Here is a 23784-nt window from a genome sequence, read left to right as displayed (position 1 = left end):
GAGCAAGCTCCACTATCTCCGCTCGACTTGCATGTATTAGGCACGCCGCCAGCGTTCGTCCTGAGCCAGGATCAAACTCTCCATTATAGAGTAGTTGATTGCTCAATACTGCTGGCGCATCGCCGTCTCGAAAGACGCGCGATTCGCTTGATCTGCCGAAGCTGATCAGTACGTTTGCCGCGATCACTCGCGGCTGTATTGTTGACGTTTTGCTGTTCAGTTTTCAAGGTTCATGTTGTGCGCCTCTCTTGGCGACTTGACTAATATAGCACGCTGAAAAAATCCCGTCAAGCTTTTATGAGAAACTTTTACTCTTCTTATTATAACGTAATATTCTAAATATTCAACTAAAAAATTATTACAGTTTTGAAAGGAGTTAGCTTCCTTTCATACAAATACTTACCTCCTTCCCCAGTCGTTAATAATGGTGTCTGTAAATAGAAAGATAACCATAAATGAAACACTCATCACCGATTCATTTAAATGAGTTTTCTTCTATATAGAAGAAAGATTTCTTATATATACAAAAAAGCCGCCGACATAAGCCGGCAGCTTCTCTTTAAGCAAGAAATATAAAATACAAAACGAAGATAACAAACAATCCATACATGATAGGATGAATTTCTTTTCTTCTGCCTGCGACCATCATCGTGATTGGATAGAAAATAAATCCGATTGCGATCCCCGTTGCGATACTATAACCGAGCGGCATCGCGATCATTGTAAGGAACGCTGGAACAGCGATTTCAAATTTGCCCCATTCAATCTGGCCAAGAGCTGACACCATCAAGACTCCGACGATAATCAACGCTGGCGCCGTGACCGCACTCGTGATCACTGACAATAATGGATAGAAAAGAATCGCAACCAAGAAGAGGATTCCAGTAACTACTGAAGCAAAACCGGAACGAGCTCCGGCTGCTACGCCTGATGTCGATTCAATGTACGAAGTCGTTGTCGATGTTCCGAAGATTGCCCCGCTAACTGTTGCAATTGAATCAGAGAGCAAAGCTTTTCCTGCACGCGGTAATTTATTATCTTTCATCAAGCCCGCTTGGTTTGCAACTGCCACCAATGTTCCAGCTGTATCAAAAAAGTCTACAAACAAAAATGTTAGGACGATAACCAAGAATTGAATAGTCATCAATGAACCAGGATCATTGAAGATTGGTTCTAGCGCGACGCCGAATGTCGGCGCAAGGCTTGGAACATTCAAATCGATGATGGCAGTCGGGAAGCTGATTACTTGGAAGATCATCCCGACTACAGCAGCGATTAAAATTCCGAAGAAAATTCCACCCTTCACTCCGCGAACCATCATGATCACTGTGACAAACAAACCAAAAATCGCGAGTAAAGCTGAACCAGTCGTCAAATCTCCGAGTCCCACAAGCGTATCGGGATTGCCTACAACGATTCCTGCATTCTGCAGCCCGATAAATGTAATATAAAGCCCGATACCGGCACCGACTGCATATTTCAGTTGGGCTGGGATGGCGTTGATGATCGTTTCACGAATGCCTGACAATGTCAGCAGAATGAAAATCAATCCTGAAACGAGCACTCCAGTCAAAGCAGTTTGCCACGGCACTCCGTACGTTAGAACAACTGTATAAGAGAAGAAAGCGTTGAGCCCCATGCCTGGCGCCAGAGCGAGCGGGTATTTAGCGACGATCCCCATTAACAGGCTGCCGATAGCGGCTGCTAAAGCCGTTGCCATAAATACTGCTCCGTAATCCATTCGGAGGGCAGGATCTAAATCAGGAATCGAGTCCATCGTCAGCGTCAACGGATTGACGACCAAGATATAAGCCATTGCCAAAAATGTTGTTAAACCACCAATGAATTCCTGACGGTAGTTTGTTCCAAGTTCTTCAAATTGAAAATACTTCTTCATACATAATTCCTCCGTATGCTTTTGTATAAGTCTACGAAAAAAACGCATACAGCGATTTGCCGTATGCGTCCGATTATCCCCGCCCGAAAACAGAGAGTCCGCCTATTTTATAAGGCGGACAAAAAATCGTAGTCGGATCATTTACGGTGAACCGGTAGAGACTCTCAGGCCATATTCCTGAATTTATACGACAAGCTTATTTAATTTCATTTATAGAATACCACGATAGGTATGGAAAAACAAGGTGAAACACGAACAATTATCTATTTTTTTAACTGAAAGTTCGTAAAATAGAAAAACAGCTGCTAATGGCAGCCGTTTGTTTCTATTCCCACTCGATGGTTGCAGGTGGCTTACTCGTAATATCGTATAATACGCGATTGATGTGATCTACTTCGTTGACGAGGCGGACGCTGATTTTCTCGAGCACATCCCATGGGATACGCGCCCAATCTGATGTCATGCCGTCGATTGAAGTAACTGCGCGGATACCGATTGCATAATCGTATGTGCGGGCATCGCCCATGACACCGACGCTGCGGATATCCGGAAGCACCGTGAAGTATTGCCAGACGTCGCGATCAAGGCCGGCTTTTTTGATTTCATCGCGCAAAATCCAATCCGATTCGCGGACGATTTCAAGTTTTTCTTCAGTGACAGCCCCCATGATGCGAATGCCGAGGCCTGGGCCTGGGAATGGCTGACGCCAAACGATTTCATCTGGCATGCCAAGCTCGGTGCCGAGCGCACGCACTTCATCTTTGAACAAAGTGTTGAGCGGTTCGATCAATTCGAATTGCATATCTTCCGGCAATCCGCCCACGTTGTGGTGGGATTTGATTGTTTGGGCAGTCGTTGTGCCGCTTTCGATAATATCTGTATAGAGCGTCCCTTGTGCAAGGAAGTCCATGCCTTTCAGTTTCTCTGCTTCATCGTCGAACACATAGATGAATTCATTGCCGATGATTTTGCGTTTCTGTTCAGGATCGCTGACACCTTCAAGTTTTTTCATGAAGCGCTCGCGGGCATCGATCTTGATGACGTTCATGTGGAAACCGTCGGCGAAGGTTTTCATGACGCTTTCCGCTTCCCCTTTACGGAGCAAGCCGTGGTCTACGAACATGCACGTCAATTGATCGCCGATTGCTTTGTGGATCAAGACGGCAACAACTGAAGAATCGACGCCGCCGCTTAGTGCGCAAAGGACTTTCTTGTCGCCCACTTGCTCGCGGATTTTCGCGATTTCCAATTCGATGTAGTTTTCCATCGACCATTCGTCTTTCATGCCGCAGACATCGAAGACGAACTGGCGGAGCATTTCGTTTCCGTAAACGGAATGGCGGACTTCCGGATGGTACTGGACGCCGTATAGTTTACGCTCTTCGTTTGCCATTGCTGCAATCGGGCAGCCAGGGCTTGTAGCGATGACATCAAACCCAGGAGGCGCCGCTGTGACGAGGTCGCCATGGCTCATCCAGACGATTTGTTCTTCTGGCACGTCTTTAAAAATGGAGCTTTCTTTCGTCAAGGTTAGTTCGGCTTTGCCGTATTCGCGGTTGGAAGCTTTTTCGACCTTCCCTTCCATACGCAATGCCATCAATTGCATGCCGTAGCAGATGCCGAGTATCGGCAGTCCCATTTCAAAAATTTCCGGATCGATGGAGAATGCATTTTCGTCATAGACGGAATTCGGTCCGCCTGAGAAGATGATTCCTGTTGCGTTCATTTCTTTGATTTCTGTCGCGGTAATCGTGTGCGGATGGAGTTCGCTATAGACACCGATTTCACGGATGCGGCGCGTGATCAATTGGTTGTATTGGCTGCCGAAATCCAAGACGACGATTTTTTTCTGTTCCTTCAACATAGGGCTGACTGGCAAATCCTTCACCTCTTCTATTCGATTCAGGCCACAATATAAAAAAGAACGCGAAAAAATCACTCCTCGCGTTCTTGTCCTCTACGTTAAAAAGACGAATGCGCATGCAAATAAGCATGCGTCATCCGCCTTCATAGTCAAGTCATTTCCGGTGACTTGGTAGAGACATCCGAACCGTATCATCGGACATATATGAGGGCACTGTATTCTATAATTTTCTCAATTGTACAGGCTAGTGTTTTCAAAATCAACCGCTTGTCCGATTGATTAAATTTTCCCAACTTTCCTTCAGTTTCGGCCAGTCGACTGATTCGGCGTCCCCACCGTACACGGATTTTTCATACGCTGCCGTCAATTTCGTCATCTCTTTCGTTCCAAAGAATGAATCGACGTATTCAGCATAAGAGCGCAATGTTTGGCCTGGCGCTCGTTTTATTCCATAAAGCTCCAGTTGCTTCAAGAGCCGCAGATAGGCTTTTTCAAAGGTTTCCGCGTCCCCCACTTTACGGCGGTAATAAGGAATCAACACTTTGGGCATCCATTTCTTGCGGATCTTGAATAGCATGAATGCGAGCAATAACAAGACGATTGTTGCTGCGATGAGCTTGCCAGCCTGTTCGGAGACAAAAGCAAGGAAACGCTCACCCACTGTTGGGCTGGCATTTGTTCCTGCGTCGCCATCCGGTTGTTCTGGCTGCGCTTCAGGTTCAGGTTCAGGGCGGTCGGGCATCTCCTCTTCTTCCGGTTCCGAAGCGTCGATTTCCAAATCGAAATCAATGGAAGAGGATCCAGTGAAACCGATGGTCGGCTCGAACATCATCCAGCCCACGCCTGGCATGTAAGCTTCTACCCAAGAATGCGCGTTATTATTGGTGACTTCGTATACGTCGTAGCCATCTACTGTATCGATGACTTCGCCTTCATTGAAGCCTTTCACCCAGCGTGCTGGAATATCCAATGAACGCAACAAGACGACCATCGAAGTTGAGAAATTATCACAATACCCCCGCTGCGTCTCAAAAAGGAATTGATCAACATAGTCTTGGTCTTCCGCTGGAATAGCTATATCGCTTTGGCTGTATTCAAAGCCATTGGTGCCGAAATAACGTTCGACAGCCTGTGCTTGGCCGTAAACAGTATCTGACCCGGCAGCGATTTCTTCCGCTAGTTCCCCAACCCGCTCCGGCAATTCATCAGGCAATTGCAAGTAGCGGTCGTATTCTGGCGGCAGTTCAGACAGTTGTTCCGTATCTGTTTCACGCAATGCTGTCAGGCTGTAAGAAGGTTCACTATAGAACACTTCATAGACATCCGGTTCAAAAGCGGTATTCTCTTGCAATGTGTCAAAGCGCTGCTGGACCGGATCATAACGATAATCCAGTGTTTCTTCCATTAAGAATGAAGCAGTGCCGTAAGGATAGAGAACGAACGGAAACGGTAGCTGCATATCCACTAGGGCTGAAGAACGCTCTTCCCCTGCTGGCGGAAAGTCTGTCGTAACTTCATCGCCGTTTCGGTAAAGCTGCTCATCCGCATCTTCTTCCGAAAGCTCCCAGCCCTTTGTGGTATAGACATCTTTTACTTCGACTTTCCAGTACTGACCTTCTTCGACTTCCGCCCTGAAAACAGTCGCATCATCAGAAACGAACGAGCCCCCAAGCTGTGAATCATCAACGCCGTAACCGATGCGCCCGACGCCTCCTTCACCGACACCTCCTTTTCCGGAATAGGAGGTGATGTACGGAACAGGGTCCGGCCAAATTGGATCTGCTTTTGGCAGATAAAACGCAAGCGCGGTCGAAGCGACCAACAGTAGTAATAAGGGAATCGAAAAGACTAGCAGTTTATCCGTTTTCGCTGCTGCGCCGTGTCGTTCCATCCATCTGGCCAAATGCAATAAGCCTGCTAGCAATAAGCCGATGACCATGATGCGGACAATCGCTGCATCGCCCGAATAAGGACTGAATGTATCCAGAACAGCAACGAAAATGACCGTCAAAAGATAGAATAAGAAGATGCTAAGGCGGAAACTGACCCAATAATGGATTAGATAGATAGCCATCCACAACAGCGCAAAGAACAGAACGGTGCGAAATACATCAGTGGTTGCCTGCCAATCTTGGCTGAAAAGCGCCGATAAGCTGATACTCGCCTGCTCCACGACAAACCGTATGCTTTCTGCCGTAAAGAAGAGATTTCCTGTGTAAACATAGACGATAAACCACAGAATATAGAACAACTTCAAGGGACCAGTGATCCACCACGGAATGTCAAAGAATGCCATCACGAGACCCAGTGCCACAAAAGCCAAAAACAGCCGGTGATGGCCGGTTTCGGTTAATTCGATGACAGGGCGCAACCATTCAGACAACAAGAAAAATACCAAAATATACAATAAGCCCATAAATACTTTATTTTTTCTGATCGATGTCATGAACGATTCGCCTCCATAAACGCCGAAGCGAAATTCTCTGGCCCGATAACTTTTACGTGGAAGCCTTTAGATTTTGCATATTGATGGTTTTTTTCGTCTTCCGGGGTGACCGACTGGCCAGCTTCTGTCACGACCAGGCACAAACACTGGCTCAAACTCGTTACGTTCCGGCGGATTTCATCGACCATTTCGCGTGACAACGAACCCGTTACATAGACTAGGCTCGACACTCGGACTTGCTTCAAATCCTGTCCGACAACCGCTTCGATCGGCCGGTCCAAATCATCCTGGACTTTCGCCAAATGATAGAGCGCGCGCTGCAATTGTTCATCGCTTTGGATCAGCGGGAAAAAGGCGCGCGGCGTGCCGGCGGATAAATAGGCGACACTGGCATGGGATGCCACTACAGAAGTGAGAATCGAAGCGATTAGCTCGACTTGAATTTCGAAGCTTTCGGATGGGGAACGGTCATCAAGCAAGAACAAATCTTGCGATTGACGGTCTTCGAATTCTTTCGTGCGCATCGTCTGCGTTCGTGCAAACGATTTCCAGCGTATCCAGGAGACCCGGTCTCCCGGCTGGTAATCGCGGATACCGCTCGCCATCGTGGTATCTTTCACTAAAGTAAATGGCGCCGCGATCGAACCTTGGTCAAAACTGGAACCGATGGGGCGGTACATCATTTCAACAGTGTTCGGATAAACTAGGACGGACTGGCGGGCTGGCAGCAGTTGGCGTTTTTTTACCCACCCGAAAAAATCGGCGGTTTCTACCGTGACGCCTTCTAAAACATGTTCGCCTCTTGGCATTTCCCCGATTTCATAAGTCCAGGAAAATTCACGGCGAAATCCCGGGAGCAGCAGCTGACGGCCTGCATCGGCCATGCGGACTTTAAGCCGTGCAGATTGTGCCTGTTCCTCGAGGACGGTGTAAAGCAACGGGAACGGAAACGCCCGCCGAACGGTGACAGTAGCCGAAAAACGGTGGCCGCTCCGCACTCGCGGGGTATGGACTACCCGTTCTGCGCGCAAATTCCGCAACGGATAGAACGACAGCAAGACAGAGTATAGAATGAAAGGAACAGATACGTAGAAAATGAACCAACTGACGAAGCCGCCTTGGAACATGGCGAACGAAAAAGTCAAAAAAAGCAGGATGAGCACAAATATCATCCTGCCCGAAGAACTTAAAATTTGTTTGACCCGCTTCATTGATTCACAAGCCTTTGTACAGGAACACGCGTCTTAGCGATGATGCGTTCCGTTAGTTCTTCGGCTGTAATCCCGTCATAGCGGGCTTCCGAACGGAGCATGATGCGATGGCCAAAGACGAATTTCGCCAAGTACTGGATATCATCCGGCGTGACATAATCACGCCCTTTGAGCATGGCATAAGCTTGTGCCGCCTTCATCAAGGCTATCGAGCCGCGCGGGCTGACACCGAGATAGACATAAGGGTCGCGGCGGGTTTGAGTCGCCAATTCTACAATATAAGTACGGATCGTATCATCCACGCGAATCGTCCGCACTTCTTCCTGCAATTTGAGCAGTTCTTCTAGCGTCAGCACTGATTCAAGCTCTTCAATCGGCGGAATCGACTGGGAACGGGTCAATACTTCAATTTCTTCTTCTCTCGTCGGGTATCCCATTTTCACTCTCAGCAAAAAGCGGTCCAATTGCGCTTCCGGCAATGGATAGGTTCCTTCATATTCAATCGGGTTTTGGGTCGCCATGACGAAAAATGGTTTCGGGATCTGCATCGTCACGCCATCTGTCGTAACTGACGCCTCTTCCATTGCTTCCAATAATGCGGACTGCGTTTTCGGTGACGTCCGGTTGATTTCATCCGCTAAGACGATATTGCCCATGATCGGGCCAGGGCGGAAATGGAATTGCATGTCTTTCGGGTTATAGATGGAAACGCCTACTACGTCTGAAGGCAATAAGTCCGGGGTGAACTGGATACGTTTGAAATCCGCCCCGACTGATTTTGCCAGCGCCCGGACAAGCATCGTCTTGCCGACGCCCGGAACATCTTCAAGCAAAACATGGCCATGCGATAATAAAGCGACCAGACTCAACTCGGCGATTTCGCGTTTTCCGATAATCACTTTTTCGATATTATCTATGACTTTTCCTAATCGTTCTGTCGCTTTCATATCGGTTCCTCCCATATAAGTGAAAAAGGTTTTGAATAATCACAATCTTATTGCCATCATATCGGATTCCAGGCGATAACTCAACTGAGCCATCACGGCATGCCGGTTTGAAGGATTCCTTTGAACCACTCTTGAAATTGAAAAAACGGGAAAAGCATATGCTTTTCCCGTTGTCTTATTAATTATTTTTCCAGAAGTCATCGAAAATCGTCACCGGCAAATTGCGCTTATGCTGGGTTTTCAAGTAATAGCCTTCCAGCTTTTCACGCGCATCGTCGGCAATTTCCTTGCCTTCCAGATAGTCGTCAATTTGCTCATATGTGATGCCCAGCGCGACTTCATCCGGTATGGCCGGTTTGTCTTCTTCCAAGTCGGCGGTCGGGATTTTTGTATACAAATGCTCCGGCGAGCCAAGTGCCTTCAGCATTTCACGCCCTTGACGCTTATTCAATCGGAACAATGGCACTACATCAGCTGCGCCATCGCCGTATTTCGTATAGAAACCGGTAATCGCTTCAGCTGCGTGGTCAGTACCGAGCACGACCGCATTGTGCATGGCCGCAACCGAATATTGCGCTTTCATGCGTTCACGCGCTTTTTCGTTGCCTTTGGCAAAATCCGTCAATTTGATGCCTTCCGCTTCTAGTGCGCGGTCGCTGCCATCGACAGCTTCTTTGATGTTAATGGTATAGACTTTCGTCGGCTGGATAAATTGGATGGCATCCTGTGCGTCGTGCTCATCGGATTGGACGCCGTATGGCAAGCGCACACCGTAAAAGCTATAAATTTGATCGCCTGCTTCCTCGTTCAGTTCATCGACTGCCATCTGTGCCAGTTTACCGGCAAGTGTCGAATCTTGACCGCCCGAAATACCGAGCACAAAACCTTTCAGAAATGAATGGTGCTTTAAGTATTCTTTGAGGAATTCGACCGTACGCTTGATCTCTTCCTGTGGATTAATAGAAGGCTGCACCTTCAATTCATTGATGATCTGCTGTTGTAATGTCGACATGTGGATCCTCCCTTATTTGTTCGTGAATTCTTGAACCGATTCCCGCACTTCCTGGATATTCCGCATTTTATTGTTCCAACATTTTTCGCTTAAATCAACTGGGTATTCTTCCGGATTAAGCGATCGCTTATATTCATCCCACAGCAAGTCGAGCGTCCCTACCGCATATTTTTGTATTTCATTGAGCGGCGGATTTTCATAAACGACTTCGCCTGCTTTAATGACTTGTTGATGGATGTTGACGGCATCGAAATTGGTGACGAATTTCGAGACGAATGTATGGACGGGGTGGAACATTTTCAAACGTTCTTCAGAAGCCGGGTTTTCATCATGCATCGTGATGTAGTCACCTTCTGATTTTCCGTTTTCCCTATCTATAATCCGGTAAACGTTTTTCAACCCGGGCGTCGTCACTTTTTCCGCATTGCCCGAAATTTTGATGGTGTCTTCCATTTCGCCTGCACTGTTTTCAATTGAAACGAGTTTATAGACTGCGCCAAGTGCCGGCTGGTCATATGCAGTAATAAGCTTTGTCCCGATTCCCCATGCATCGACCTTTGCTCCTTGCGCTTTCAAGTTGAGGATGGTGTATTCATCCAAATCGTTGGAAACGACCACTTCGGTATCAGGGAACCCTGCCTCATCGAGCATTTTCCGTGCTTCCTTGGATAAAAAGGCAATATCTCCGCTGTCTAAGCGGATGCCGCGGAAGTTGATTTTGTCACCGAGCTCCTTCGCCACTTGGATAGCGATCGGCAAGCCAGATTTCAACGTGTCGTAAGTATCGACTAAAAAGACGCATTCACGATGGCGCTTTGCATATGCATGGAACGCCTCGTATTCGTCTTTATAGGCCTGTATCATCGAATGGGCATGGGTGCCGGCTGCTGGAATGCCAAATAATTTGGCGGCACGGGTGTTGCTCGTTGCTTCCAAACCGCCAATATACGCTGCGCGTGTGCCCCAAATCGCTGCATCCATTTCCTGTGCACGGCGCGTACCGAATTCCATGACGCGTTCTGTGCCGACGACTTGTTTAATGCGGCTTGCTTTGGTGGCAATCAAAGTCTGGTAGTTGACGATATTCAGAAGCGCTGTCTCGACCAATTGCGCTTCCAAAAGAGGCGCTTCGATGCGAATCAGCGGTTCATTTTGGAAAACGAGCTCGCCTTCGACGACTGAATAAACATCCCCCGTAAAACGGATTTCTTTTAAATAATTTAAAAAATCATCCTTATAGCCAAGTTCGTTGCGCAAATAATCAATGTCGCTTTCCGAAAAATGGAAGTTATTCAAATAATCGAGTACTCGCTCAAGCCCCGCAAATGTGGCATAACCATTGCCGAATGGCAATTTCCGGAAAAACAATTCAAAAACTGCTTTCCGTTCATGCATCCCATCCGCCCAATAGGTTTCCGCCATATTGATTTGGTATAAATCGGTATGTAATGCCAAGCTATCATCTGCATAACGCGTTTCCACAAAAATCCCCTTCTTCCACAGTAATGACTATCATTATACATCAAATTTCTTATATTATAAGATGATGAATCGCCACATAGGCCCTATCATTGACATATACCCAAAAATATGAGATAGTATTCAGAGTTAACTACGAGGTAACACATAAATTTTGATGACTGGCATTCTACGCAATGTTTTTGAAGATACTTATTCACACTGGCGCGATTACAGGATCGCAAGGACGTAAAAGAAGGCAGGGTTTACGTTGCTTAAGTTTAAAGCACCCAGTGGAACTATTACCGCGGCAATGAAAGCAAACACTTTCAATGGAAATGATTCCCCGTTCGTTACGGGTTAATATTTAAGTCAAAACACACGGTTGTTACCTAATAAATAAAGGGCTGTCCTCACTTGAGGGCAGCCCTTTTCCAACTCCTGGACGATTTAAAAACAGCGCCGATCCGGTTATATGCCCGGATCGGCGCTGTTTATTTCAGTTATCGATTCAAATAATCCGTAACGGCCCCTTTGGAAGAGCAGGAAACATTATGGGCGTATTTGCCGAGAACGCCTTTGCGGTGAAGCGGCGGTGCGACCCATTCACTTCTGCGCTTTTCAAGTTCTTCATCAGAAACGTCCATAGAGATTTCCTGCAGATCCGAATCGATCGTCACCATATCACCTTCGTGGAGCAAGGCAATCGGGCCGCCCGACTGCGCTTCCGGTGAGATGTGTCCGACGACCAGGCCATGCGTGCCGCCCGAGAACCGTCCATCGGTCAGGAGCGCAACGGATTCGCCCATGCCTTTCCCGACGAGAATCGCTGAAATCGACAGCATCTCCGGCATGCCCGGACCGCCTTTTGGCCCGACATAACGGATGACCAATACATCGCCATCATTGATTTCGTTCGCCATGACCGCTGCAGTCGCTTCTTTTTCATTATCGAAGACGCGCGCTGGGCCTGTGTGGCGGTTGACTTTGACACCAGACACTTTGGCAACCGCGCCTGTCGGAGATAGATTGCCTTTTAGGACGATCAACGGGCCGTCTTTTCGTTTCGGGTTATCGAACGGCATGATGACGTCTTGTCCTTCTGTCAGGCTCGGTGCTTCCTGCAAGTTTTGTGCGACGGTTTTGCCGGTGACCGTCATGCAATCGCCGTGCAAATAGCCAGCTTCGAGCAACATCTTCATAACTGCCTGTACCCCGCCTACGCGGTGAAGGTCCTGCATGACGTATTTGCCGCTCGGTTTCAGGTCCGCAATATGTGGAACCGTTTTTTGAAGACGGTTGAAGTCATCGATTGTCAAATCCACTTCCGCAGCGTGTGCAATCGCAAGCAAGTGAAGGATGGCATTGGTAGATCCGCCAAGCGCCATGACGACCGTGATGGCGTTTTCGAACGCTTCTTTGGTCATGATGTCTTTAGGATAGATGCCAAGTTCGAGCAAATTGTGCACCGCAGCACCTGCCGCCTCACAGTCCGCTTCCTTGTACTCAGACACTGCCGGATTCGAAGAACTTCCAGGCAAACTCATGCCCATCGCTTCAGCTGCTGACGCCATTGTGTTCGCCGTATACATGCCGCCGCATGAACCCGCACCAGGGCATGCACTGCATTCGATTTTGCGCAGCGCCGCGTCATCGATTGTGCCGTTATTATGCTGGCCGACGCCTTCAAAAACAGAAACGATGTCGATATCCTGGCTATTATAGCGCCCGGCCGCGATGGTGCCACCGTAAACGAATACTGCCGGCACTTCGGAATTTGCGATGGCAATCAAACAGCCGGGAATGTTTTTATCACAGCCGCCGATTGCGACAAGCCCGTCCAGACTTTCTGCGCCGACGACCGTTTCAATAGAATCCGCGATGACATCGCGGCTCGATAGTGAATACTTCATGCCTTCGGTCCCCATCGAGATCCCGTCGGAAACGGTGATCGTATTGAAAATGAATGGGACAGCCCCGGCCTCTTGAGCACCTTTTTTCGCCGCTCTTGCCAGTTCATCGATATGTATATTACATGGCGTGACTTCGCTCCATGTGCTTGCGATGCCGACCATCGGCTGCTCGAAACCTTCATCCGTCACTCCGACCGCCCGCAGCATTGCCCGGTTCGGGGCTTTCATCGGCCCTTCGCTGAAAACCTTACTCTTGATGCGCAAATCCTTCTTCATAAGTATCCTATCCTTTCTTTTCTATGTATCTGCTCTGCGGATTCACAGGGTACCTATTAACGGCCCCTTAGATCAACTAGCTAGCAGCGAGGAAGTGATTTCCTGGCTGATTTGAGTTTCTCTTTATTATAGAGGACATTTTTCAGAATTCAACGAATAAAACGATAATTAATAATAATATTTCACAATTTGTCACAGATATTATATATGTATCCGCTTTCATATGGTATAAAAGCTTTTCTGCCCATTATTGATTAATTCGATGTCTAAATTTACATAGTGCGCTATAACAATGAAAAAGCACATAGCTTGCCGGCTATGCGCTTCGTGCTTCAGCTATCCCAATTTAAAGCAGACCACTTTCGTGTCAGTCATTTCCTGGATGGCAAATTTGACGCCTTCCCTGCCGAGCCCCGATTGCTTAACGCCGCCGAACGGCATGGCATCGATCCGGAAATCGCTGCTGTCATTGATCATGACACCACCCACTTCGAGTTCTTCGATCGCACGGTGGGCATGGTCGAGATTTTTCGTAAAGATTCCGGCCTGCAGCCCATAATCGACGGCATTTGCCCGTTCGATCGCTTCATCCAAACCAGCCACTCGATAGAGCAATACGACCGGGCCGAAGATTTCTTCTGCTGCGAGCGTGCAATCTGCAGGCACATCGGTGAGTACCGTCGGCGAGTAAAATGCGCCGTCACGCTCGCCACCCGTCTCGAGCGTAGCACCTTTATCCAGTGCTTCCTGGACCAACCCTTCGACGCGCTTCGCTTCTTTTTTCGTGATCAACGGACCCATATCCGTCATTTCAGATTGTTTATCGCCGACGATATAGCGTTCCGTTTGCTCGACGAATCGTTCTTTAAACAGATCGAATACAGGATCTTCGATATAGACCCGCTGTACGCCGAGGCAGTTTTGCCCGGCTGCCCAAAATGCGCCCGATACAGATGATGCCACCGCGTCTTCCAAATCGGCGTCTTGCAAGACGATGACCGGCGAATTCGATCCGAGTTCCATACCCACTTTTTTCAGCCCTGCTTTTTTGGTGATCGCAAGCCCGGTCTCGACGCCTCCGGTAAAGCTGATCATCCGGACAGCAGGGTGTTCGACTAAGACATCCCCTATTTCCCCGCCTCTTCCGGTGATAACGGAAAGTATTTTTTCCGGCAATCCCGCGTGTGAAAAGGCTTGCGCCAATAACAGCGCGCTAAGGGGCGTGACAGTTGCCGGCTTAACGATAATGGCATTGCCCGATGCAATGGCCGGGCCGACTTTATGCGCCACCAGATTCAGTGGATCGTTGAACGGCGTGATTGCCCCGATGATGCCGAGTGGAAAGCGCCGATAATAGCCGACTTTGCCGATTCCGCCAGGTGATTGGTCGAACGGAATCGTTTCACCGGTAATGCGCCGCGCTTCTTCTGCGCTCAAGCGCAAAGTTTCAACTGCCCGTCCCACTTCTTTCCGTGCTTCTCGAATGGTTTTGCTGCTTTCTTTAGAGATGGTGCGCGCATAGTGTTCTGCGTTCGTTTCGATATAATCCGCTGCTTTTCCGATAATTTGCATGCGTTCAACGACCGGCATCCGTGCAGCAACTTGTGCGCCTGATTTAGCTGCCTCAATGCACGTCTCCATATCTTCTTTCGTTGCGGCGGGTACCCGGTCGACAAGAGATCCATCCTGAGGGTCGGTGACGTCGATCCATTGTTTTCCGTCTATCCATTCACCTGCCAGAAACATTTTCCGGCCTTCAACATGTGTCGCCATCTATTCCTCCTCCTTTCATGACCGTACCGCTTCTCTTGCCTTTGCGATCGTCAATAAGTCGATGAGCAAGGAAAAGCCGGTTTCCGTTTTACCGGCTCCTGCGCCGCTCAAGGTGACAGGTCCCAATAGGTCGGTTTCATAAGTGATGGCATTGAGCGCTCCTGAAACGGAAGCGAGCGGGTCATCCAGCGGCACTTTTTCCGCTGCCACTTTAGCTGAAACCACCCCGTTTTCTTTTTTGGCTGTGGCTACCAGCTTCCAGCGTTTCCCTTCCGTGCGTGCTTGTTCGATCAGTTCCGGGGTCATTTGCGAAATGCCCGTGCATTCAACGTCTTCGACTGATAAAGGCATGCCCATGACATGCTGTGTGAGGATGACGATTTTATAGCGCGCATCGAGTCCTTCGACATCACTCGTCGGATCCGCTTCAGCATAGCCAAGCTTTTGTGCTTCCTTGAGCGCAGATTCATAGCTTTCACCTTCGTCCATTCGCATGAGCATGAAATTGGTCGTGCCGTTCAAGATCCCGCGAATCTCCGTGATGTCATTTCCGGCAAGCGCCAGTTTAGGCATCCGCAGGGCAGGCGTCCCACTCATGACCGTACCTTCAAAGCCCCAGGAGACGTTATGCTTATTTGCCAAAGATGATAGTTCCTGGTAAGCGAGCGCAACCGGCCCTTTATTGGTCATGACGACATTCTTGCCGCTTTGGAAAGCTGCGCGGCAATGGTCGATTGCCGGCTGGCCGGTTTTCACGTCGGTATAGGATACTTCCACTACGGTGTCGGCATTCGATTGCCGGATTGTCTCCAGGCTGTTCCACCCTGTGACGAGCCCTTCTGTTTTCGGATAGCTTTCCAAACTTCCGGTCTTTTGTACAACGTCCAAGACCGTTTCGAGATCGAGCCCGTCCGGATGGTATAACGAGCCTTTCTTGAAATCGGATATCGCGACGACTTTCGCTTCAAAGCCTTCTCGGTCCCGCAGGCTTTGCCGTTTATTGTGCAGGATTTCCGCGAGCCCTTGGCCGACGACGCCGAACCCGATAAATGCCAGTTTATGTGTCATGCTTTCCCTCCTGTTCTCCTTGCTCGCCCGTTCAAGTGAAAAACTCGATTGCCGCGTTCGCTAAAATGGCAGCGCCAAGCGGCAAACTGCGTTCATCGATATCGAAATACGGCGTATGCAAATCCCGCTCGATTCCGTCATCCAGCGAACAGCCGAGGAAAAACATTGCCCCCGGCAACTGCTGCGTGACATAAGCGAAGTCTTCGCCTCCCATGCCGAACGCCTGATGAATGAACTTTATAGATGGATCCGTTTTTTGGATAGCTTTTGTGATCTGTTCATTCACATGCCGATCATTGATTAACGCAGGCTCTCCCCGCTGGTAATGGAAGGAATAATCGCCGTCCAGATGTTTCGCGAGTGCGAATGCATCGCGGATTTCCATTTCGAGCAGATCACGCGTGCCGGCTGAATAGCTTCGCACAGTTCCTTCCACTTGAACTTCGTGCGGGATGATATTGCTGGCAGTTCCTGCATGGATTTTTCCGACACTGACGACTGCGGGTTCGAGTGCGGATACTTTCCGCGGCACGATGCCATGCAGCGCCTGTAAAACGAGGCCGAGCATCCAAGTCGGGTCGCTGCCGAGTTCTGGATAGGCACCATGCCCGCCGGTTCCATGAATCGACCCATGAAACACATCGACGTTCGCCATGCTGATGCCGTCATGCATTTGTACTGCACCGACTGGTAGCCATGGGCACATGTGAAGAGCAATCGCCAGCTCCACTTCGTCGTAAGCGCCCGCTTGCAACAGATACGGTGAGCCTGACATGGATTCGTCGTCAATCATTTCTTCTGCCGGCTGGAAAATGAACTTGACTATTCCGCCCAATGGCTTGTCCTGAAAGTAGTCCGCGAGAAGCGAAGCGGTGCCGAGCAGGATGGCGGCATGCGCATCGTGCCCGCAGGCGTGCATGATTCCTGTAGTTTTCGACCGGTAATCGCATGTATTCGCTTCGTCGATCGGTAAAGCATCGATATCCGCACGCAGTGCTATTACCGGGCCCTCGCCTTTTCCGAGGGTTGCGATTACGCTCGTCTCAAAGCCGATCCCCCGTTCGACGGTAATGCCATCGATAGTCGCCAAAACAGATGCGATAAAATCCGCCGTCTCGAATTCCTGGAAGCTCAGTTCCGGGAATTGATGCAGCTTCCGCCGCCATTCACTGAGTCGGCTGCTCATTTTTTCCGCTTTTGTCAGGAGTTCATCTTTGTTCTCCATGTTTACACCCGGCTTTCCGATTAGACGTTCATCACCGTTTCGACGTGCTGGAATGCCTGCTCAAAATCGTTGATGATGTCTTCGATTTCCTCGATGCCGCAAGAAACGCGGATCAAACCTTCTGGGATGCCCATAGCGGCGCGTTCTTCCGGTGTGCATTCCACATGGCTTGTCGTACGCGCCGGGCCGACAGTCGTCTCGACCGCCCCGAGATTTGCGGCACGATTCGCATATTGGAGTTTCGGCAGCAAATCACGCACAGTGTCGACGCCTCCTTTTACGGAAAAGCTCAGCATGCCGCCGAAGCCTTTCATTTGGCGTTTGGCGATATCATGGTTCGGATGCGTTTCGAGCCCTGGATAAAAGACGTCTTCGACGATGTCTTTCGTCTGCAAGTATTTGGCGAGCGCCATGGCGTTCTTGCTTTGTTCGCGGATGCGCAAATGCAAAGTCTTCATGCCGCGCAGTAGCAGGTAAGCGGCCATCGGGTCCATCGTCGCGCCGTTGATTTCGCGGTAATGATAAACCTGTTCGACTAGTTCATGCGATCCGACCAGTACACCGCCGAGTGCATCCGCATGCCCCCCGAGGAATTTGGTCGCGCTGTGGAGAACGAGATCGACGCCATCTTCAAGCGGATTCTGGTTAATCGGTGTGCCGAATGTGTTGTCGATAATGACCAGCGCCCCTACTTCATGACCTGCTTTTGCCATGCGTGCAATGTCCGTGATTTTGACAGTCGGGTTGGTCGGCGTTTCCAAATAGAGGATCTTGCAGCCCTTTTTGAGTTCCGCTTCAATTGCCTCATGATCACCGGTATCGACGAGTGCAACATCGATTTGCTGGCGTGGCAGGAATTCCGTGAAAATTTTATTCGTGCCGCCGTAAGTATCTTTGATCGAGACGATGCGGTCGCCAGGCACGAGGAAAGTCGCAAGCGTATTGCTGATGGCCGCCATACCGGTCGAAAAGCTCGTCGCTGCTTCAGCGCCTTCGAGCAATTTCACTTTGTCTTCGAAAGCCTGAACGGTCGGGTTCGTATTGCGCCCATAAATATGGCCTTTTTTCTTGCCGATCGCAACGTCGTACCAATCGTCCATATCGTCATACGTATAGGCGACGCTCAAGACGACCGGCACTTGCGATGCCCCGTGTGCCAAATAATCTTTTTCTCCGCCCCAGACTGCTTGTGTGGATTGATGAATTTTTTTGTTTGTCATGAACTCACTCCTCAATTTTTGAATGCCTTCTAGGCAATGTTGGTTTTTTATTTCAATCAATCAGGCGCCGCCTTGATAGCCGATCAAATGCCCTTTCGTGAACAAGCCTCTCGGCATATTCGCCAGCGTTTCACAGCCGGTTTCCGTCACGCGGAAGGTTTCGCTCACCTCAAATCCCGAATCATCGAACCACATCGCCGGAATCATATGGAAGGCCATGTTCGGCTCAAGTATCGTGCGGTCGCCCATCCGGATGCTTGCGGTATGCTCGCCCCAGTCGGGCGGGTAATTCAAGCCCACCGGATAGCCGATGCGTGCTTCTTTTTCAAAACCGTAACGGGCGATTGTTTTTGTCCAAGTGGCACAGATTTCTTCCAAGTATATGCCCGGCTTGATCATCGCCAGGCATTCGTTGATGCCTTCTGTCGTCACATCCGCAAGATGCTGAAGCTCTGCATCAGGCGTCCCGATAAACACGGTGCGTGCCAGCGGCGAATGATAACGTTTATAACAGCCCGACAATTCTAGCGTGACCGATTCTCCTTGTTTGTAGCGCTTGTCGGTCCACGTGAGGTGGGGAGCTGCCGTCCGTTCACCCGTCGGCAAAAGCGGCATGATCGATGGATAATCACCGCCGTGTTCTTTCGTGCCGCTCACTTGCACTTCAAGTATCCTCGCCGCGACGTCGCATTCACGGACACCTTCCCCAATCATTTCCATGCCTGCTGCCATCGCCTTTTCTGAAAAACGTGCCGCACGTTTCATGTAAGCGATTTCAGTATCGGATTTCACTAACCTTACCCAATTGACCAAGGAGGTGGCATCGTGAAAACGGGCATTCGGCAGCCCTTTTTGCAGGCTGGCGAAACATTTCGCGGTAAAGTAATAACTATCCATTTCAACACCGATCGAACGCCGGTCCTGGCCGATTTGCGTCAATATCTCCGCTACGAAATCCATCGGGTGGCGCAATTCCGTTTGGACATAGATTTCCGGATAAGCAATGATGTTGTCGTGATAAAGCCAAGTAGTGATCTTCGCTCCATTTGCATCCATAATGCGGCCAACCCATATTGGCTGATCTTCGTCTTCAATGACAATGAGCATCTGGTGTACATAGAATGACCAGGCATCATATCCAGATAAATAATTCATATTGGCAGGATCGGTGATGAGCAGCACTTCAATGCCTTTGTCTGCCATCCGCTGTTTCGTTTTTCTGATACGCCCCTGATACTCTGCAGTTCCAAACGACATGGGGAATCCCCTCCTTAGTTCACGATTTAAAAGTCGGAATAGTCAATCTTTTATTCTTGTGCTCAGTATACCTGCCAGGCTTCTTTTAATTCATCCGTCATAGTGTATGAAAATGCGTGCAGCGCTTTAGTCAATTTTTCCACACAAAAAAGCCTTCTTGACTTAGAAGGCTTTCATTCAAGCATCATTCGGTTCAGTGGCCCGGATGCGATAGGTGCGGACGCATAATTCCAATAGAAACAAATCGTCTGGATCGACAAGCGACAATCCGGTCAATGACTCGATTTTACGCAAACGGTAGAGTAGCGATTGCCTGTGTAAATTCAAGGCGCGCGCCGTTTGGCTGACATTTCCCTGGTAATGGTTATAGGCTGAGAAAGTGCCGATCAGGTCCATTTGCCGCTGCTGGTCATACTCGACGAGCGGCTGGATCGTCGACAGGATGATGTCTTTCATCCCTTCGGTTTTTGCCAATTGCAAGAGCAGGCGATCCGCACGGGTATCGCGGTAATCCATGCGATGTCCCGGCCCTTTTTTCATGCGACCGATCTCAAGTGCCGCTTTCGCATGCTGGAAACTGCTGCTGAACCCTTTGAATCCTTCCGCATGATCGCCTATGCCCCAAGACAAAACGACTTCCGGCAATAAATTCCCTAGCCGCCGTTCGATCAAATCGAGGAAATTGATTTGGTTTTCCTGCCCGCTTTCAAGCGGCTTTTCCAGGAAGATGATCAAATATCCGTCGGCATAACCTGTCATCAGTGTACGTTTCATAGCATGCGCTGCGTAGTGGATTTCTTCTTCAATATAGGCAACCATGCTTTTCGACCACTCTGTATACGAACTGCGGTCGGGTTCTCGGCGTTCGAATAATTCACGGAAATTCTCCGGGCTTCCGGCCAGGCCAATGTATGGAAGCTCCAGGTCATAGCCGAGTGCACGCGCCCGGGAAGCCGCCTGCTCTTTGGTCGTAAACTCCCCATTTGCCAACTCGCGGACGAAATCCATCCGAAGTGCCGCTTTTGTCTCTTCCACTGCGTTTTGCCTAGAACGCCATAAGGAAATCGTCGTTGCGGCATGTTCCAGCACATGAACCGAAAAGACATCGAGACGCCCATCCCCTGCATTTTCCGGCAGTTCGACGAATATATAGCCCTGAGCTTCCTCAGATACTTGAAGCACCGGTACTTGGACGATTTTTCGCCCGCCCATTTCTCCGCTGCGGAATTTCTGGATCATCGGGTCGCGGTTTCCTTTTGGAGTTTCCTGGCGAATCGGGAAAACCCCTTTGCCGACCTGCTGTTCCCACGCTTCCAGTTTGGTGCGCGAAAAACCGGCAGCTGCTTGCACTGCCCCGTATGCATCCGTAATGAGCAGCGCACTGTCGAGCTCGCGGCGGATATAGGCAGCGATTTTCTCCAATTCCGCATCCGCCAGAATCAATTTCAATAAATCCTGCTGCACTTGTTCCGAACGTTGCCGCTCTTGACGGTGCAGATCGTTTAAATCGATCATCACTTCTTCGATGACCGTTGAGAAGCGCAGCTCCCACGGCAGTTCAATGAGCAGGAATGCCTGCTCTTCGGCCATTTCTGCAATCTCTTTGGGAATTTCAAAAACGTGCCGCCCCATCGCGATCATGAGGGCGGCTGCCCCAGAATCGATGATGTCCTGGACAAATCCGCGAAATGTCTCCAACTCATTTTTACATCCCATCGCAGTCGTCAATACCAGCTCATTGCGGCGTACGAAATTCTCCACCGGCATTTCCATGACCGACACCCAGTGCACAGGCTGCGAATGTGCATATTCTTTGGCTGTACGGACGACCGCCCCTTCCAACAATTCATAATCCAAGACATCTTGCACGGTCAGTTGCATATGATCCCCTCCGCGCTACATTGGTTTCTGCCAGTATAGCAAAAACAAACCTTCCGAAAAAGTAAGTGTCCGAATAATCAGAACTAATTATAAATGAAAAGGATTTTTCCATTCCATCAATAAAGCATAATCATGGGACTCTTCATCATCTAAATATCCCGGAACTAGGGTCACCGGCATGCGGCCGCAACTGAGCAAGAAGCTGATGACTGGATCCCTCAGCTCACCCGCCAGCACATTTTCTATGTATTGTTCAGCGGACAGTTCGTGCGCGTAACGATGATACCCTGGCATGCGCCCCCCGCCCACGAGACGCTCGAGCCCGTCCGCAACGACCCGCTCATACATCGCTTCCATCAATAACTTGCCAAGTTTCAGTTTGCGGAATTTCGGCTTGATGCCGATGTCGACAACATACAGCGATTCACCGTCTGGGTCATGCGTTCCGATCGATCCCGAATCAGTCACTTGTTCCCATGTATGTAAAGGACGATTGGGATCGAATTTCGTGAGCATCCCTGTCATGGACCCTGCGATTTCGCCATCGATCTCTACACAGATTGCGCCTTCAGGATAAAAGGCGATATGGTTTCCAAGTTGTCGCTCGTTCCATAACAAATCGGGAGGGAACGGCGGCGGAAAACTTTCACGCTGGACTTCGATCAAGCCAGAAAAGTCTTCTTCTGTGTAGGTCCTGATAGTCGCTAAAACCGGAGGCCCATCCTTGAAAACGTATTGCTGTTTTTTATACATTGTGTCGCCGCCTTTCTTTTTGATTAGTTTACCCTAAGAGAGTGCATATACACAGTAGTAGGGATGAGAGGAATGAGGCGAGTCTGAGGTTAATGGCTTTGGAAACTTAAAATTCGCTAAAAAGAAAAGCTTGCCGAATTGGCAAGCTTTCCTGTTGTTCTATTATACTGGCGGCAATACCTGTGGTCCGTTGATTGTCACGTTTCCATCAGCATTTTCTGCTTGTGTTACGATTTGAGGCAATCCAGCCGACAAAGTCAAGATTAGCGCTAAGGTTGCACCAACCAATAATTTTTTCTTTTCCATGTTATTCACCGTCACTTTCCAGAAATTGAGTTTGATAGTAATAGGCTTTCTGCCAATCTTGCTGCTCTTTGTAATAAGCCGCAAGCTCTTCAGAAAGATGTTTGGTGTCTTTTATATAACCATATTTTTTGAAAAATGGAAACATTTTATCTTCTTTATAGTTCAAAAGTTCTTGTTGGGAAAATTCTCGTTTCCCGTAGTAATCACTGTATAACTTAAAGTATTCTTCATCTTTCGGGGTCCCGGGCATACGCAATTGTTCGATCAGGCCAACTGTTTCTTCTTCACTTACGCCTTTTAGTTCCAGCAGATTGACGATGACCGCTTTGTGTATATAGCTTCCTGGCTGCAACACATCTTTGAGCTCCGAAAACAGCTCGAATGCTTGGCTGTCTTGCTTCTGGCTCTTCATTAATTCCGCATAATTGTAAAGAACCGATTGATACAATTCATGCTGATGGGTCAAATGGGCGTTGCGTTTTACCACTTCATATAAGCTTGCGGCTTGAGTGCTTAGATTGCGCCTTGTGTAATTAATCGCGAGCAGCAATTGCGCATGCAGCAGACGGATATAATTGTGGTGCATCTCGTAAGAACGCACTGCCCGCTCCGCAAAATATGCAGAAAGCTCCAGACGGTCATGTACTATTAAAATTCTTGCTTTTTGATAATAAAATTCTCCTTCCAGTTTTTGCGGAATGCTTTGAAGCCCTTGATCCAACCTGTACATCAAGTCCATTGCTTCTTTTTGCTGGCCTAAAGTAGTGAAATAGAGCGCCTGAAAAAATCGGCTCATCCATAACTCGGGTGCTGTAAAAGAAGCTTTCAGCTTTTCAAGCAGCTTTTGCTGTGCTGACGCTTTGTCCATCTGCAAATCCAGGACATAATAGCGGAATTTATACAATTCGTATTGATTCACCAGGTCGGTTGATTGCAGGTAATCGTCCTCATCCAAAAGCTCTTCATAGATTTTATGCAAATTGTCGAGATCGTAATGAAGTGCGCAATCGATAAAACGCCCCAATTGCTGTTCAAGCCGCTTCTGGTGTTCCAGTTCTTTTTTCAATTGCACGCCCATTTTCAAAAGCAGCGCTTCGTAAGTTTCTTCGTGCGGCGTATAGGTATTGGATTCGATTTTGCTCAAATGCGATACGGAACAGATGCCATCAGCAAGCTGTGACTGTGTGAGATTATGCTTGAGCCGATAATATTTAATCACAGAACCGATGTTCATAAACTCACCTTTCTTTGTCAGAATATATAAATATTAACACAAA

At 48.9% G+C, this 23784-nt stretch carries 16 protein-coding genes, 1 rRNA gene, 1 pseudogene and 2 riboswitches; all 18 genes and pseudogenes read right to left on the bottom strand.

Features of this window, described 5'->3' with window-relative positions:
- Nucleotides 1-87: ribosomal RNA gene (locus DFR62_RS12105) — 16S ribosomal RNA — on the bottom strand; the annotation flags it as partial.
- A 472-nt stretch (nucleotides 88-559) separates the two neighbouring features.
- Nucleotides 560-1897, bottom strand: coding sequence for an NCS2 family permease (locus DFR62_RS12100; RefSeq protein WP_121300614.1), 1338 nt, complete (start codon nucleotides 1895-1897; stop codon nucleotides 560-562).
- Nucleotides 1898-2006: 109 nt separating this feature from the next.
- Nucleotides 2007-2108, bottom strand: a riboswitch (purine riboswitch).
- 114 nt (nucleotides 2109-2222) lie between these two features.
- Nucleotides 2223-3761, bottom strand: a complete 1539-nt coding sequence (guaA, locus tag DFR62_RS12095; RefSeq protein WP_101189849.1) for a glutamine-hydrolyzing GMP synthase — start codon at nucleotides 3759-3761, stop codon at nucleotides 2223-2225.
- Between the two features lie 126 nt (nucleotides 3762-3887).
- Nucleotides 3888-3989: riboswitch (purine riboswitch) on the bottom strand.
- 31 nt (nucleotides 3990-4020) lie between these two features.
- Nucleotides 4021-6207, bottom strand: a complete 2187-nt coding sequence (locus DFR62_RS12090) for a transglutaminase TgpA family protein (protein ID WP_121300613.1) — start codon at nucleotides 6205-6207, stop codon at nucleotides 4021-4023.
- A complete protein-coding gene (locus tag DFR62_RS12085; protein ID WP_241663060.1) occupies nucleotides 6204-7379 on the bottom strand; it encodes a DUF58 domain-containing protein in 1176 nt (391 codons plus the stop codon). Before DFR62_RS12085 ends, DFR62_RS12090 begins: the two co-directional genes overlap by 4 nt.
- Nucleotides 7380-7414: 35 nt before the next feature.
- Complete coding sequence (locus tag DFR62_RS12080) at nucleotides 7415-8365, bottom strand: AAA family ATPase (protein ID WP_101189847.1); 951 nt, start codon at nucleotides 8363-8365, stop codon at nucleotides 7415-7417.
- A gap of 178 nt (nucleotides 8366-8543) precedes the next feature.
- Complete coding sequence (gene nadE / locus DFR62_RS12075; protein ID WP_121300611.1) at nucleotides 8544-9377, bottom strand: ammonia-dependent NAD(+) synthetase; 834 nt, start codon at nucleotides 9375-9377, stop codon at nucleotides 8544-8546.
- A gap of 12 nt (nucleotides 9378-9389) precedes the next feature.
- Nucleotides 9390-10859, bottom strand: coding sequence for a nicotinate phosphoribosyltransferase (locus tag DFR62_RS12070; RefSeq protein WP_121300610.1), 1470 nt, complete (start codon nucleotides 10857-10859; stop codon nucleotides 9390-9392).
- A 479-nt stretch (nucleotides 10860-11338) separates the two neighbouring features.
- The gene (gene ilvD, locus DFR62_RS12065) at nucleotides 11339-13024 is read right to left on the bottom strand and encodes a dihydroxy-acid dehydratase (RefSeq protein WP_121300609.1); all 1686 of its coding nucleotides are present in this window, start codon (nucleotides 13022-13024) and stop codon (nucleotides 11339-11341) included.
- Nucleotides 13025-13360: 336 nt separating this feature from the next.
- On the bottom strand, nucleotides 13361-14797 hold the full coding sequence (locus DFR62_RS12060) for an aldehyde dehydrogenase family protein (RefSeq protein WP_121300608.1): 1437 nt from the start codon (nucleotides 14795-14797) through the stop codon (nucleotides 13361-13363).
- A 15-nt stretch (nucleotides 14798-14812) separates the two neighbouring features.
- Nucleotides 14813-15886: pseudogene (locus DFR62_RS12055) on the bottom strand (homoserine dehydrogenase); the annotation flags it as partial.
- Between the two features lie 10 nt (nucleotides 15887-15896).
- Nucleotides 15897-17090: a M20 metallopeptidase family protein gene (locus tag DFR62_RS12050; protein ID WP_121300606.1), complete on the bottom strand. Its 1194-nt coding sequence runs from the start codon at nucleotides 17088-17090 to the stop codon at nucleotides 15897-15899.
- Nucleotides 17091-17110: 20 nt separating this feature from the next.
- Complete coding sequence (locus tag DFR62_RS12045) at nucleotides 17111-18310, bottom strand: cystathionine gamma-synthase family protein (RefSeq protein ID WP_121300605.1); 1200 nt, start codon at nucleotides 18308-18310, stop codon at nucleotides 17111-17113.
- 60 nt (nucleotides 18311-18370) lie between these two features.
- Nucleotides 18371-19567, bottom strand: coding sequence for a M24 family metallopeptidase (locus tag DFR62_RS12040; protein ID WP_121300604.1), 1197 nt, complete (start codon nucleotides 19565-19567; stop codon nucleotides 18371-18373).
- 177 nt (nucleotides 19568-19744) lie between these two features.
- Entirely contained in the window at nucleotides 19745-21448 is a 1704-nt protein-coding gene (locus DFR62_RS12035; protein WP_121300603.1) for a PucR family transcriptional regulator, read from the bottom strand.
- Between the two features lie 87 nt (nucleotides 21449-21535).
- The gene (locus DFR62_RS12030) at nucleotides 21536-22201 is read right to left on the bottom strand and encodes a GNAT family N-acetyltransferase (RefSeq protein ID WP_121300602.1); all 666 of its coding nucleotides are present in this window, start codon (nucleotides 22199-22201) and stop codon (nucleotides 21536-21538) included.
- A 162-nt stretch (nucleotides 22202-22363) separates the two neighbouring features.
- Nucleotides 22364-22507, bottom strand: a complete 144-nt coding sequence (locus DFR62_RS17415; RefSeq protein ID WP_158290796.1) for a hypothetical protein — start codon at nucleotides 22505-22507, stop codon at nucleotides 22364-22366.
- A 1-nt stretch (nucleotide 22508) separates the two neighbouring features.
- Nucleotides 22509-23741, bottom strand: a complete 1233-nt coding sequence (locus tag DFR62_RS12025; protein WP_121300601.1) for a helix-turn-helix domain-containing protein — start codon at nucleotides 23739-23741, stop codon at nucleotides 22509-22511.
- Between the last annotated feature and the right edge of the window lie 43 nt (nucleotides 23742-23784).

The organism is Planococcus citreus, assembly GCF_003664125.1.
GTDB lineage: Bacteria > Bacillota > Bacilli > Bacillales_A > Planococcaceae > Planococcus > Planococcus citreus.
The sequence above is the reverse complement of the archived record's forward strand: the minus strand, read 5'-3'. Positions and strand labels throughout refer to the sequence as shown.

What these genes read in the sequence shown, in the direction of transcription:
- DFR62_RS12100 (WP_121300614.1), bottom strand. Translation starts at nt 1,897, where the DNA reads ATGAAGAAGTATTTTCAATTTGAAGAACTTGGAACAAACTACCGTCAG.
- DFR62_RS12040 (WP_121300604.1), bottom strand. Translation starts at nt 19,567, where the DNA reads ATGTCGTTTGGAACTGCAGAGTATCAGGGGCGTATCAGAAAAACGAAA.
- DFR62_RS17415 (WP_158290796.1), bottom strand. Translation starts at nt 22,507, where the DNA reads ATGGAAAAGAAAAAATTATTGGTTGGTGCAACCTTAGCGCTAATCTTG.
- DFR62_RS12090 (WP_121300613.1), bottom strand. Translation starts at nt 6,207, where the DNA reads ATGACATCGATCAGAAAAAATAAAGTATTTATGGGCTTATTGTATATT.
- DFR62_RS12080 (WP_101189847.1), bottom strand. Translation starts at nt 8,365, where the DNA reads ATGAAAGCGACAGAACGATTAGGAAAAGTCATAGATAATATCGAAAAA.
- guaA (WP_101189849.1), bottom strand. Translation starts at nt 3,761, where the DNA reads ATGTTGAAGGAACAGAAAAAAATCGTCGTCTTGGATTTCGGCAGCCAA.
- DFR62_RS12035 (WP_121300603.1), bottom strand. Translation starts at nt 21,448, where the DNA reads ATGCAACTGACCGTGCAAGATGTCTTGGATTATGAATTGTTGGAAGGG.
- DFR62_RS12085 (WP_241663060.1), bottom strand. Translation starts at nt 7,379, where the DNA reads ATGATATTTGTGCTCATCCTGCTTTTTTTGACTTTTTCGTTCGCCATG.
- DFR62_RS12025 (WP_121300601.1), bottom strand. Translation starts at nt 23,741, where the DNA reads ATGAACATCGGTTCTGTGATTAAATATTATCGGCTCAAGCATAATCTC.
- ilvD (WP_121300609.1), bottom strand. Translation starts at nt 13,024, where the DNA reads ATGAAGAAGGATTTGCGCATCAAGAGTAAGGTTTTCAGCGAAGGGCCG.
- DFR62_RS12045 (WP_121300605.1), bottom strand. Translation starts at nt 18,310, where the DNA reads ATGACAAACAAAAAAATTCATCAATCCACACAAGCAGTCTGGGGCGGA.
- DFR62_RS12060 (WP_121300608.1), bottom strand. Translation starts at nt 14,797, where the DNA reads ATGGCGACACATGTTGAAGGCCGGAAAATGTTTCTGGCAGGTGAATGG.
- DFR62_RS12030 (WP_121300602.1), bottom strand. Translation starts at nt 22,201, where the DNA reads ATGTATAAAAAACAGCAATACGTTTTCAAGGATGGGCCTCCGGTTTTA.
- nadE (WP_121300611.1), bottom strand. Translation starts at nt 9,377, where the DNA reads ATGTCGACATTACAACAGCAGATCATCAATGAATTGAAGGTGCAGCCT.
- DFR62_RS12050 (WP_121300606.1), bottom strand. Translation starts at nt 17,090, where the DNA reads ATGGAGAACAAAGATGAACTCCTGACAAAAGCGGAAAAAATGAGCAGC.